Raw genomic sequence first — 12,367 nt, 5'->3', positions numbered from 1 at the left:
GTCACCTCCGGGTCGCCGTGCGCTGGACCCACAGATTGATGAGTACGGCTCCGAGCAGCATCACGCCGAGGAACGCCTTGAACCAGTCGGGGTTCCAGCCCGCGTAGACGATGCCCTGGTTCACCATGCCGAACATGAAGGCGCCGAAGACCGGGCCGACGGCGGAGCCGTAGCCGCCGGTGAGCAGGCAGCCGCCGATGACCGCCGCCGCGATGTAGATGAGCTCCTGGCCGACGCCCTCGCCGGACTGGACGGTGTTGAACGAGAACAGCTGGTGCATGCCGACGAACCAGGCGCCGAAGCCGACCAGCATGAACAGCGTGATCTTGGTGAAGGCGACGGGGACGCCGACCGCGCGGGCGCTGTCCTTGTTGCCGCCGACGGCGAAGACCCAGTTGCCGTACTTGGTGCGCAGCAGCACCCAGGTGGCGATCGCCGCGAAGACCAGCCACCACACCACGGTGATCTTCACCTGGACCCCGCCGACGTCGAAGGACGAGGCGAACAGGGCCTTGGCCTGGTCGAATCCGTCCATGTTGCTGATGTCGTCGGTGGCGACGTTGCCGGTGACGAGCTTGGTGACGGCGAGGTTGACGCCCTGGAGGATCAGGAAGGTGCCGAGGGTGACGAGGAAGCTCGGCAGCCCCGTCTTCACCAGCATCCAGCCGTTGAAGGCGCCGACGCCCAGGGAGACCACCAGGGCGACGATCACGCCGGCCCAGACGTTGAGGGTGAGCTGGTAGCTGAGCATGCTCGCGGTCAGCGCCGAGGTGATGACGGCGACGCCGGCCGAGAGGTCGAACTCGCCGCCGATCATGAGCAGCGCCACGGGCAGGGCCATGATGCCGATGGTCGACGACTGGTAGAGGATCGTCGCCATCGAGCTGCCCTGGCGGACCGAGGGCGCGGCGACCAGGAAGAACACGAGCACGGCGACGGCGCCGAGGAAGACGCCGACCTCCGGGCGGGCGAGCAGCCTGAGCGCCGGCGGGCGGCGCGCGGTCCGCCCGTCGCGCTGCCCGGAGCCGGGAGCCGGCGGTGTGCCCACCGCCGGCGCGGCCTGCTGGGACATGTCGATCACCGAGTGCCCTTCGCGGCGAACTCCGCGACCTTGTCGACGTTGGACTTGTCGACGAAGGCCGGGCCGGTGAGCACCGGCTGCACGCCGCCGCCGCTGTAGTTGCCGTTGTTCTTGTAGAGCCACAGGGAGTCGACCGCGAGGTAGCCCTGGAGGTAGGGCTGCTGGTCGACGGCGAACTGGATGGTGCCCTTCTGGATCGCCCCGGTGAGGTCCTTGTTGAGGTCGAAGGTGGCGATCTTCGCCTTGCTGCCGGCGTCGCTGACCGACTGCACGGCGGTCAGGGCGAAGGGCGCGCCCAGGGTGACGACGTAGTCGATTCCGCTGTCCTGCTTGAGCTTGGCGGTGATCGTCGACTTCACGGACGGCATGTCGGTGCCGTTCACGTACAGCGTCTCGGTGGTGCCCTTGAAGGTCTTCTTCACGCCGTCGCAGCGCTGGGTCAGGCCGACGTTGCCCTGCTCCTGGATCACGCAGACGGCCTTCTTGGCGCCGACCTCGTTGAGCTTGTCGCCGAAGGCCTCGCCGGCCACGCTCTCGTCCTGGCCGAAGAACTCGGTGAGGCCGAGCTTCTTCCAGTCGCTGACGCCGGAGTTGAGGCCGACCACGGGTATGCCGGCGCTGGTGGCCTTGCCGATGACGCCCTTCATGGCGTCGGGCTTGGCGAGGGTGACCGCGATGCCGTCGACCTTCTGGTCGATCGCGTTCTGCACCAGGTTGGCCTGGTTGCCGGCGTTGGGGTCGGCGGAGTAGACGAGCTTGATGTTGTCCTTGGCGGCCGCCGCCTCGGCGCCCTTGCGGACGATGTCCCAGAAGGTGTCGCCGGGCGCCTGGTGCGTGACCAGCGCGACCGTCATCCGCGGTGTGGAGGCCTTGCCCGCGGATGCGGCGCCACCGCCCTCCTCGGACTTCTTTCCGCCCGAGCTGCTGGAGCAGCCGGCGAGGGTCAGGGCCGCCGCCGCGGCCACGGCCACGACGGGGGCGAGTCTGCGGGAGCGAGAAGAGCGGTCCATCTTTCCTGCACCTCACTGTGCTGTGCGACGGGGGAAAGGGAGAGATCGGAGGGATCCTGGAGCCGGCGCCCTGCTGGCGCCGGTCCGTGTGCCGCCGGGGCGGCTGGTGCGTTGTGCCGCCTGGGCGGCTGGTGCGTTGGGACGGGATCCAATCCCCTGGCGCGCCCGCTGTCAATACTTTGTTAAGACATCATTTCACGAGCTAGTCCGAATGTAAGTACAAACTATTGACAGCGTGGGCCCGGGAGTCCTACACCTGGGAGGCGGCAGGCCCCCGGGGCCCACCCCCGGCACAGCTCGAGGAGCGTCGCGCATGGCAGAGCCCGTTGAGTCCGTACCGTCCGGCACCGACTCCGACTCCGTACCGTCGTTCGACCTGATCACGATGGGCCGCATCGGAGTCGATCTCTACCCGCTCCAGTCGGGCGTACCCCTGGCGCGGGTGGAGACCTTCGGCAAGTTCCTCGGCGGCTCGGCCGCCAACGTGGCCGTGGCCGCGGCCCGCCTGGGCCGGGCCTCCGCGGTGATCACCCGCACCGGCGACGACCCCTTCGGCGCCTATCTGCACGAGGCGCTGAAGGAGTTCGGGGTGGACGACCGCTGGGTGACGCCCGTGGCCGCGTACCCGACCCCGGTCACCTTCTGCGAGATCTTCCCGCCGGACGACTTCCCGCTCTACTTCTACCGCCGGCCCAAGGCGCCCGACTTGGAGATCCACACCGCGGAGCTGGACCTCGCCGCCGTCCGCGCGGCCCGGATCTTCTGGATCACCGGCACCGGGCTGAGCGAGGAGCCGAGCCGTTCGGCCACCCTCGCCGCGCTCGCCCACCGCGCGAAGTCCGGCATCACAGTCTTCGACCTGGACTGGCGCCCCATGTTCTGGCGGGACCCCGACGAGGCCCGCCCCCACTACGCCGAGGCGCTGCGGCACGCCACCGTGGCGGTCGGCAACGTCGACGAGTGCGAGATCGCCACCGGGGCGCGCGAACCGGAGGCCTGCGCGCAGGCGCTGCTGGCGGGCGGGGTCGAGCTGGCCGTCGTCAAGCAGGGCCCCAAGGGCGTGCTGGCCGTGCACCGCGACGGCTCCCGCGCCGAGGTCCCGCCGGTGCCCGTGGAGGTCGTCAACGGGCTCGGCGCCGGCGACGCCTTCGGCGGCGCGCTGTGCCACGGACTGCTCTCCGGCTGGGACCTGACCCGCACCATGCGGTACGCCAACGCCGCCGGCGCCCTCGTCGCCTCCCGCCTCGCCTGCTCCTCCGCGATGCCCACCACGGCGGAGGTCGACGGCCTCCTCGTACGGGACCCCGCCTGACCACCGCCTGCCAGGAGTGCCGACCGGCCACTCCCCGAACGGAGCCCCGCCTTGACCCTCAGCATCCCCGACCTCACCTCGGTCCGCGCCCGGCACCCCGAGGCCGTCGCCGAGGCGGCCGCGCGCCGGGTGCGCCGCCCGCTGCTCGGCGACAGCGGCCGGCTGATGATCGTGGCCGCCGACCATCCCGCGCGCGGCGCCCTCGGTGTCGGCGACCGGTCCCTGGCCATGGCCAATCGCGCCGACCTGCTGGAGCGCTTGTGCACAGCGCTGGCGCGGCCCGGCGTGGACGGGGTGCTCGCCACCGCCGACGTCCTGGAGGACCTGCTGCTCCTCGGGGCGCTCGAGGGCAAGGTGGTCATGGGTTCCATGAACCGCGGCGGCCTCGCGGGCGCCTCCTTCGAGATGGACGACCGCTTCACCGGCCACCGCGCCCGGGACATCGCCCGGCTCCGCTTCGACGCGGGCAAGCTGCTGCTGCGCATCGACTACGACGACCCGGGCTCGCTGACCACCCTGGAGGCGACCGCCCGCGCGGTCGACGAGATGGCCGAGCTGCGGCTGCCCCTCTTCGTCGAGCCGTTCATCTCCCGGCGCCGCGGCGGCAGGGTCGTCAACGACCTGTCCGCCGGGGCCGTCACCCGTTCCATCGCCATAGCGTCCGGGCTCGGCGGGACCTCCGCGTACACCTGGCTGAAGCTGCCGGTGACCGAGGACCCGGACGACATGGCCGAGGTGCTCCAGACCTCCACGCTGCCCGTCGTCCTCCTCGGCGGCGAGGTCGGCGACGACCAGGAGGGCGCGTACGAACGCTGGCGCAAGGCGCTGCGGCTGCCCACCGTGCGGGGCATGGTGGTGGGCCGCTCCCTGCTCTACCCGGCCACCGGCACCGTCGAGACGGCCGTCGACACGGCCGTGAGCCTGCTCTCGGAAGGAGTCGACGCGGCCGTGAGCCCGCTCTCGGAAGGATCGGAAGGATCGGAAGGAGGCGAGCACCGATGACACACCCGACGTCACCCTCGTCGAAGGACGCGCCGGCGCCGGGCGCCGTGCGCCACCACCTGCCCGCGGGCAGCTCCTCAGGCGGCCCCTACGCCGTCGACGTCGGCCCCGAGTCCGCGGGCTGGGCCCACTCCAGCCTGCGCGTCCTCGAACTGCCGCCCGGCGGCACGCACACCTTCGACACCGGCGACAGCGAGTGGATCGTGCTGCCGCTGTCCGGCGCGTGCACCGTGGCGGCGGCGGACGACTTCGGCCACGACACCTTCGAACTCACCGGCCGGGAGAGCGTGTTCAGCGGGGTGAGCGACTTCGCGTACGTGCCGCGCGACGCCCGTACGACCCTCACGTCGGCCGGCGGCGGGCGGTTCGCGCTCACCGGCGCCCGCTGCACCCGCCGCCTGCCCGCCCGGTACGGGCCGGCCGGGGCCGTACCGGTGGAACTGCGCGGCACCGGCACCTGCTCGCGCCAGGTCAACAACTTCGGCGCGGCCGGGGTGTTCGAGTGCGACCGGCTGATCGCCGTGGAGGTGATCACCCCCGGCGGCAACTGGTCCTCCTTCCCTCCGCACAAGCACGACGAGCACCGGCCGGGCGAGGAGTCGGTCCTGGAGGAGATCTACTACTTCGAGTTCGCGGGCCACGACGGCATCCCCGGGCTCGGCTACCAGCGGGTCTCGCCCTCCGGGGCCGGCCGGGACACGGACGTGCTGGCCGAGGTGCGCGACGGCGACGTGGTGCTGATCCCGGACGGCTGGCACGGGCCGTCGATGGCGGTGCCCGGCCACCACATGTACTACCTCAACGTCATGGCGGGCCCGGACGCCGAACGCGCCTGGCTGATCAGCGACCACCCCGACCACGCCTGGATCCGCGGCACCTGGCCCGGCCAGCCCGTGGACCCCCGCCTGCCCCTCTACACGTCCCCGCCCGCCGCCCCCGCCGACACCGGCTCCTATGTCTCCGACACGCCCGTCCCCGGCTCCTCCCCCGTCTCCGAGTGAGGTCCCCATGAGCCAGTCCACCACCCGACTCACCGTCGCCCAGGCCCTGGTGCGGTTCCTGGCCGCCCAGTACACCGAGCGGGACGGCGTCCGGCAGCGGCTGATCGCCGGCATGTGGGGCATCTTCGGCCACGGCAACGTGGCCGGCGTCGGCCAGGCACTGGTCGAGGCGGGCGAGGAGCTGATGCCGTATCACCAGGGCCGCAACGAACAGGCGATGGTGCACGCGGCCGTGGGGTACGCCCGCCAGCGCGATCGCCTGTCCACGCAGGCGGTGACCACGTCCATCGGCCCCGGCGCCACCAACCTCGTCACCGGGGCCGCGCTGGCCACGATCAACCGCCTGCCCGTACTGCTGCTGCCCGGCGACTACTTCGCCGCGCGCCCCGCCGACCCGCTGCTCCAGCAGCTGGAGCACCCGAGCGAGGCGGACGTCTCGGTCAACGACACCCTGCGCCCCGTCTCGCGGTACTTCGACCGCGTCACCCGCCCGGAGGCGCTGATCCCATCCGCGCTGAACGCGATGCGCGTCCTCACCGACCCCGCCGAGACCGGCGCGGTCACCCTCGCGCTGCCGCAGGACGTGCAGGCCGAAGTCCTCGACTGGCCGCGGGAGTTCTTCGCCGACCGTGTCTGGCGGGTACGGCGTCCCGCCGCCGATCCGGCCGAACTCGCCGACGCGGTAAGGGCGATCCGCGCCGCCGCCCGCCCGCTGATCGTCGCCGGCGGCGGTGTCCACCACAGTGCGGCCGAGGACGCCCTGAAGGCGCTGGTGGACGCCACCGGCATCCCGGTCGCCTCGACCCAGGCGGGCAAGGGCTCCCTGCGCCACGACCACCCGGCCGACCTCGGCGGCATCGGGCACACCGGCACCGCGGTCGCCGACGACCTCGCGCGCACCGCCGACCTGGTGATCGGCGTGGGCACCCGCCACACCGACTTCACCACGGCCTCCGGCACCCTCTTCCAGAACCCGGACGTCCGCTTCCTCAACCTCAACATCACCGCCTTCGACGCCCACAAGCTCGCGGCGTCGACCCTCGTCTGCGACGCCCGCGCCGGTCTCACCGCGCTCGCCGAGGCGCTCTCGGGGCACCGCGTCCCGGCCGCGTACGAGGCCGCGTACCGGGCCGGCAAGGAGCGCTGGGAGCGGGTGGTCGCGGACGCCTACCGGGCCGGCGACGACAGCGCCGTGCCGACCCAGACGCAGGTGCTGGGCGCGCTGGACGCGGTGGCCGGCGAGGAGGACGTGGTGATCAACGCGGCCGGCTCGCTCCCCGGGGACCTGCACAAGCTGTGGCGGGCCCGCTCCCGGCGCCAGTACCACCTGGAGTACGGCTACTCGTGCATGGGCTACGAGATCCCGGCCGCCATCGGCGTGCAGCAGGCGGCGCCCGGGACGGTGGTGTGGTCCCTGGTCGGCGACGGCACGTACCTGATGATGCCGACGGAGATCGTCACGGCCGTCCAGGAGGGCCTGCCGGTCAACCTGGTCCTGGTCCAGAACCACGGGTACGCCTCCATCGGCGGGCTGTCGGAGTCGGTCGGCGCCGAGCGGTTCGGCACCGCCTACCGCCACCGCGCCGCCGACGGCACCTTCACCGGCGCCCCGCTCCCCGTCGACCTCGCCGCGAACGCGGGCAGCCTCGGCATGGAGGTGCTGCGTGCCAAGACAGTGGGCGAATTGCGCGAGGCGCTCGCCGCGGCCCGCGCCTCCACCCGCCCGACCTGCGTCTACGTCGAAACGGACCCGGCGTCCACCGCTCCCCCGGCCGAGGCATGGTGGGACGTGCCGGTCGCGGGGACGGCCTCCCGCGAGGCCGCGGTGAACGCACGCGCCGAGTACGACCGCCGGGTCACGACCCGCCGCCGTCACCTGTGAAGTCCCCCGCAGCTCATGCTTTCTGACCGACCATCACGCACGTGACCGAAGGGGGTGACCCGTGACGGTGACCGGTGACCGATCCCGTGCCGGGACAGGCTGTGCGCTCGACACCCTGGACTTCATGCTGGACCGCAGCAGTCCGGTGCCGCTCTACCACCAGCTGTCCCAGCAACTGGAGGCGGCGATCGAACGCGGGCGCCTGGCCCCGGGCGACCTGCTGGGCAACGAGATCGACCTGTCGGTGCGCCTGGGCCTGTCCCGCCCCACGGTCCGTCAGGCCATCCAGGCCCTCGTCGACAAGGGGCTCCTGGTCAGACGGCGCGGGGTGGGCACCCAGGTGGTGCACAGCCAGGTCAAGCGCCCCCTGGAACTGAGCAGCCTCTACGACGACCTGGAGGCGGCGGGCCAGGGACCGGGCACCCGGGTGCTGCGCAACGAACACGTCCCCGCCCCCGCCGACGTCGCGGCCGCGCTCTCGGTCGCGGAGGGCGCCGAGGTCGTACTGCTGGAACGGCTGCGGTTCACCCACGGCCGGCCGGTGGCGTTCCTGTGCAACTACCTGCCGGCGGGGCTCGTCGAGACCGGGACCGCCCGGCTGGAGACGACGGGGCTGTACCGGATGATGCGCGCGGCCGGCATCACCCTGCACAGCGCCCGGCAGACCATCGGCGCCCGCCGCGCCACCGCCGAGGAGGCCGCCCGCCTCGACGAGGAGGAGGGCGCCGCCCTGCTCACCATGCAGCGCACGGCCTACGACGACACCGGCCGCGCCGTCGAGTACGGCACCCACGTCTACCGCGCCTCGCGCTACGCCTTCGACTTCCGTCTGCTGGTGCGCCCCTGAGCACACGCGAAAGGGTCCCCGCGGGCTCTCGCCCGCGGGGACCCTTCGCACCGTCGGGACGACAGGATTTGAACCTGCGACCCCTTGACCCCCAGTCAAGTGCGCTACCAAGCTGCGCCACGTCCCGGTGCGCTCACGTGCGGTGACCCGCGTGATCGCGCGAACGCCACTTTACCGCACGCCGGGGCCGTGCCGAAGTGGGCACGTGGGCGGGGGGACAATCGGCGTATGAGCAGCACATCGTCACAGCGCCCGGACCGCTCGCGGGACCGGGACGGCGAGGGCCGGGCGCGCAACGCCCGGCCGCGGGACGGGCTCGGGCGGCCCCTGCCCCACGGGGCCCAGGGCGTGCCCCGGCAGCCCGAGGGGGTGGTGCGCACACCTGCCGAGACGGTCGAGGAGGCGCAGGCCCTGCTGGACGCGGGACGGCCGTTCCACGCGCACGAGGTCTTCGAGGACGCCTGGAAGTCGGGCCCGCGGGCGGAGCGCGGTCTGTGGCGGGGGCTGGCCCAGCTGGCGGTGGGGCTCACCCACGCCGCCCGCGGCAACGTCACCGGCGGCGCCCGGCTGCTGCGGCGGGGCGCCGGCGCGGTGGAGGAGTGGTCGGCGCTGACCGGGCAGGGCGGTCCCCACGGTCTGGATCTCGCCCGGGTCGTCGCGTGGGCGCGGGAGCTCGCGGACGCGGTGGAGGACGGCTCGGCCGGGATCGTGGACGCGGCCGGGCGGGCGCCCCGGTTGCGGGGCGAGGGGCTTTCGGCCCACGGGTGACCTGCGGGTGGTGGCGGTGGGTGCGGCACCGGTGCACGCGGTGTCAGTGCCGTACGGCAGACTCGGAGGCGTGCGAAAGATTCATGTCATCGGTATCGGGGCGGGCGACCCCGAGCAGCTCACCCTCCAGGCGGTCGGGGCGCTGCGCGGCACGGACGTGTTCTTCGTCCTGGACAAGGGCGAGGTGAAGTCGGACCTCGTCCGGTTGCGCCGGGACATCCTGGACGCCCACGTGCCGGAGGGGACGTACCGCGTGGTGGAGGCGCGCGACCCGGAGCGGGACCGGTCCGCGGGCGGCGCGGCCTACTCCCCCGCCGTCGGCGACTGGCGCAGCGCCCGCGCGGACGTCTACGAGCGGCTGATAGCCGAGGAGCTCGGCGAGGACGAGAGCGGCGCGTTCCTGGTGTGGGGCGACCCGGCGCTGTACGACAGCACGCTGGGCATCCTGGAGGAGGTGCTGGCGCGGGGTGCGGTGGACTTCACGTACGACGTCGTGCCCGGCATCAGCAGTGTCTCCGCCCTGGTGGCCAGGCACCGTACGGGACTCAACCGGGTCGGCCGCCCCGTGCAGATCACCACGGGCCGGCGGCTCGCCGAGGGCTTCCCCGAGGGGGTCGACGACGTGGTGGTCATGCTGGACGCCCACCAGACCTTCCGGCGGTACGCCGGCGAGGACATCGACATCTACTGGGGCGCCTACATAGGTACCCCGGACGAGATCCTCGCCTCGGGCCCCCTCGCCGAGACCGCCCCCCGCATCGAGCGCCTGCGCGCCGAGGCCCGCGAACGCAAGGGCTGGATCATGGACACGTACCTGCTGCGCCGCAGGCCCAGGGAGCAGTAGGCGCGGGCCGCCGGGGGGGGGAGGGCGCCGTCAGGCGGGCGGCAGGCGGAGGCGTTCCAGCGCGGCCGGCGCGTCCGGGGCGGTCGTCACCCCGTCCGGCAGCGGGGGGCGCCGTACGACGACGACGGGCAGGCCGAGTTCCCTGGCGGCCGTGAGTTTGGCCGCGGTCGCCTCGCCGCCGCTGTCCTTGGTGACCAGGACGTCGATGCGGTGGGCGCGCAGCAGCTCCGTCTCGCCGGGCACGGTGAACGGGCCGCGGGCCAGCAGTATCCGCGTGTCGGGCGGCATGGGCGGCTCGGGCGGCTCCACCGAGCGTACGAGGAAGTGCAGGCCGGTCAGCGGGGCGAAGGCGGCCAGGCCCAGCCGTCCGGTGGTCAGGAACACCCGGCTGCCCAGGCCCGGCAGCAGCCGCGCGGCCTCGTCCAGGGAACCGGCCGGGTGCCAGCGGTCGGCGGGGCCCGGACGCCAGCCGGGCCGGCGCAGGACCACGACGGGAACGCCCGTCTCAGCGGCGGCCTCGGCCGCGTTGCGTGTGATCGCCTCGGCGAAGGGGTGGGTGGCGTCGACGACCGCGTCCACGCGGTGCTCGCGCAGCCACGCGGCGAGCCCCTGCGCGCCGCCGAAGCCGCCGGTGCGCACCTCCCCGGCCTGCGGGCCGGGCCGGGACACGCGTCCCGCGAGCGAGGTCGTCACCCGCAGGCCGGGGCGCGCGGCGAGCAGGGCGGCCAGTTCGCGTGCCTCGGTGGTGCCGCCGAGGACCAGGACGTGCGTGGGCATGGCCCGAGCGTACGGGGCGCGCCCGCCGGGCCGGACGGCGCCGTACGCCCGCGCGGACCGCGTCACGTGGGGAGCGTGCCGTGCTCCGCGAGCGGGCCCACCTCCCAGCCGGCGTCCCGGCAGGCGGTGACCAGGCCGGGCAGCGCGCCGAGGGCCGCCTGCCAGCAGCCCGGGGACGCGGCGTGGTCGGTGTCGTGCAGGAGGACGGTGCCGCCGCCGCGCAGGTTCGCGCCGACGGTGGCCCGCACGGAGCCGGGCGTGGCCCGCGCCGTCCAGTCCCTGCCCCACGCGGTCCACAGCACGGGGCGCAGTCCGGTGCGCCGGGCGGCGGCCCAGCGGCCCCCGGTGAGGATGCCGTAGGGCGGCCGGTACCACTGGGGCCGCCGGCCCGTGGTGTCGTGCAGGACGCGGGCCGCCCGCGCGGTCTCCGCCAGGTCCCGGCCCGGCGCGGGCAGCCAGGGGCGGCTGTGGGTCCAGCCGTGCACGGCGAGTTCGTGGCCGCGCTCGGCGATGTGCCGGGCGAGCGCGGGGTGGCGGGCGACGTTCTCGCCGAGGACGAAGAAGGTGGCCCGTACGGCGAGTTCGTCGAGCGCGGTCAGGAAGTGCGGGGTGCTGTCGGGGTCGGGGCCGTCGTCGAAGGTGAGCGCGATGTGGTCCGGGCGGCCGATGCCGGCCAGGCCCGGCAGGAAGGCGGTGCGCAGGCGCGGCAGCCAGGTGGCGGCCGGGACGATGTGCGCGGCCGCGACGGCGGCGAGCGCGGCGGCCGGCACGAGGGCCGCCGCCGCGGGCCGTGCGGCGCCGGTGAGCGGTGTCCGGCCGGATCCGCGGCCCGCCCGGCCGCGCGAGCCGCGGCCGGGCGTCTCCGCACTCCTCGTCCCGATGCCCGCCCGGCCGCCCGGACCCCGGCCCGTCGTCTCCCCGCTCCTCGTCCCGATCGTCGCCAACCTCATGTGGTCTCCGCCTCCGCATGCGCCGTCGTCCGGTACGTCACCACCGCAGGCGCCGGTTCGGCGTCCCACTGGCCCGACACCGCGGGCGCGCGGGCGAGCCCGAAGGTGCCCGCGGCGATCAGCGCCACGCCGGCCGCCTCGGGCAGCATCCGCACGCCCAGCGCGATGTGTTCCCCGAAGAGCGCCCAGCCGAGCGCCACGCCGGTCAGGGCGTCACCGAGGGTGAGCGCGGGCTGGGAGGCGACGAGGGTGCCCGCGCGGAAGGCGCACTGGAGCAGCGCGAAGGCGGTCAGGCCCGTGACGGCGGTGGCGTAGGGCGTCCAGTCGCCGGCCAGTGCGGCGGCGCCGCCCCTGGGGAGGCGGCCGGTGACCTCCTTGACGAGGGCGGCCGTGGCCGCGAAGAGCACGGCGGAGGCCAGACCGAGCACGGCCGCGCGGGGCGCCCCGCGCACCAGCCGGGAGAGGCCGGTGAGGAGGAGCACCAGGCACAGGACGGCCGTGCCGGCCGGGATCCAGCGGGACCCGTCGGCCGTGGCGCGTCCGGCCGAGGGCGCCGCGGCGCCGAGGAACAGGGCGAGTCCGGCGGCCAGGGCCAGGAAGGAGAGCCAGGTGGCGCGGTCGGGGCGCCGGTGGAAGACCGCGCATCCGATCGCCGGCATGAACAGCAGTTCGCTCGCCAGCACCGGCTGGACGACCGAGAGCCCTCCGACGGCCAGCGCCGCCGCCTGGAGCACGGCGGAACACGCCAGCAGTCCCGCCCCGCCGAACCAGAACACCCGCCGCCCGGCCCGTGGCACCCCGGCGGGCTCGGTGGCCGCGCGGCGCATCAGGACCGAGGCGGCGGCGTTGGAGGCGGCGGCGAGCAGGGCCAGTACGACGGTGGCCGCGTTCAC

11 protein-coding genes, 1 tRNA gene and 1 pseudogene are annotated in these 12,367 nt (G+C 74.1%); 7 read left to right on the top strand and 6 right to left on the bottom strand.

What is annotated here, in order from left to right; translation table 11 throughout:
* Window position 1 precedes the first annotated feature (1 nt).
* The gene (locus IE217_RS10505) at window positions 2-1,078 is read right to left on the bottom strand and encodes an ABC transporter permease (protein WP_190177848.1); all 1,077 of its coding nucleotides are present in this window, start codon (window positions 1,076-1,078) and stop codon (window positions 2-4) included.
* On the bottom strand, window positions 1,078-2,091 hold the full coding sequence (locus IE217_RS10500) for a sugar ABC transporter substrate-binding protein (RefSeq protein WP_190177508.1): 1,014 nt from the start codon (window positions 2,089-2,091) through the stop codon (window positions 1,078-1,080). The genes IE217_RS10505 and IE217_RS10500 overlap by 1 nt, the downstream gene beginning before the upstream one ends.
* 313 nt (window positions 2,092-2,404) lie before the next feature.
* Here IE217_RS10500 and iolC point away from each other — a divergent pair, with 313 nt between their 5' ends.
* The 5 genes and pseudogenes from iolC (at window position 2,405) to IE217_RS10475 (ending at window position 8,135) form a co-directional block, all read left to right on the top strand.
* Window positions 2,405-3,403, top strand: coding sequence for a 5-dehydro-2-deoxygluconokinase (gene iolC / locus IE217_RS10495; protein ID WP_190177507.1), 999 nt, complete (start codon window positions 2,405-2,407; stop codon window positions 3,401-3,403).
* Window positions 3,404-3,454: 51 nt separating this feature from the next.
* Window positions 3,455-4,330, top strand: a pseudogene (locus tag IE217_RS10490) (Cgl0159 family (beta/alpha)8-fold protein); the annotation flags it as partial.
* Between the two features lie 122 nt (window positions 4,331-4,452).
* Window positions 4,453-5,406, top strand: coding sequence for a 5-deoxy-glucuronate isomerase (iolB, locus tag IE217_RS10485; protein WP_190177847.1), 954 nt, complete (start codon window positions 4,453-4,455; stop codon window positions 5,404-5,406).
* 7 nt (window positions 5,407-5,413) lie between these two features.
* Window positions 5,414-7,288, top strand: coding sequence for a 3D-(3,5/4)-trihydroxycyclohexane-1,2-dione acylhydrolase (decyclizing) (iolD, locus tag IE217_RS10480; protein ID WP_190177506.1), 1,875 nt, complete (start codon window positions 5,414-5,416; stop codon window positions 7,286-7,288).
* A gap of 61 nt (window positions 7,289-7,349) precedes the next feature.
* A complete protein-coding gene (locus tag IE217_RS10475) occupies window positions 7,350-8,135 on the top strand; it encodes a GntR family transcriptional regulator (protein ID WP_308432711.1) in 786 nt (261 codons plus the stop codon).
* Between the two features lie 53 nt (window positions 8,136-8,188).
* Here the strand turns inward: IE217_RS10475 and IE217_RS10470 are convergent.
* A tRNA-Pro gene (locus IE217_RS10470) sits at window positions 8,189-8,262 on the bottom strand.
* Between the two features lie 101 nt (window positions 8,263-8,363).
* On the opposite strand from IE217_RS10470, the gene IE217_RS10465 reads away from it, so the two are divergent.
* The gene (locus IE217_RS10465; RefSeq protein ID WP_190177505.1) at window positions 8,364-8,903 is read left to right on the top strand and encodes a DUF309 domain-containing protein; all 540 of its coding nucleotides are present in this window, start codon (window positions 8,364-8,366) and stop codon (window positions 8,901-8,903) included.
* Window positions 8,904-8,973: 70 nt separating this feature from the next.
* A complete protein-coding gene (gene cobF / locus IE217_RS10460; RefSeq protein ID WP_190177504.1) occupies window positions 8,974-9,747 on the top strand; it encodes a precorrin-6A synthase (deacetylating) in 774 nt (257 codons plus the stop codon).
* Window positions 9,748-9,777: 30 nt separating this feature from the next.
* Here the strand turns inward: cobF and IE217_RS10455 are convergent, their stop codons facing one another.
* The 3 genes from IE217_RS10455 to IE217_RS10445 form a co-directional block, all read right to left on the bottom strand.
* Window positions 9,778-10,524: a cobalt-precorrin-6A reductase gene (locus tag IE217_RS10455; RefSeq protein WP_190177503.1), complete on the bottom strand. Its 747-nt coding sequence runs from the start codon at window positions 10,522-10,524 to the stop codon at window positions 9,778-9,780.
* 62 nt (window positions 10,525-10,586) lie between these two features.
* Window positions 10,587-11,474 (bottom strand): polysaccharide deacetylase family protein, encoded by an 888-nt coding sequence (locus IE217_RS10450; protein WP_229865198.1) that lies wholly within the window; start codon window positions 11,472-11,474, stop codon window positions 10,587-10,589.
* Window positions 11,471-12,367: a DMT family transporter gene (locus tag IE217_RS10445; protein WP_190177502.1), complete on the bottom strand. Its 897-nt coding sequence runs from the start codon at window positions 12,365-12,367 to the stop codon at window positions 11,471-11,473. The genes IE217_RS10450 and IE217_RS10445 overlap by 4 nt, the downstream gene beginning before the upstream one ends.

The organism is Streptomyces naganishii JCM 4654 (genome assembly GCF_014650575.1).
GTDB lineage: Bacteria > Actinomycetota > Actinomycetes > Streptomycetales > Streptomycetaceae > Streptomyces > Streptomyces naganishii.
The sequence above is the reverse complement of the archived record's forward strand: the minus strand, read 5'-3'. Positions and strand labels throughout refer to the sequence as shown.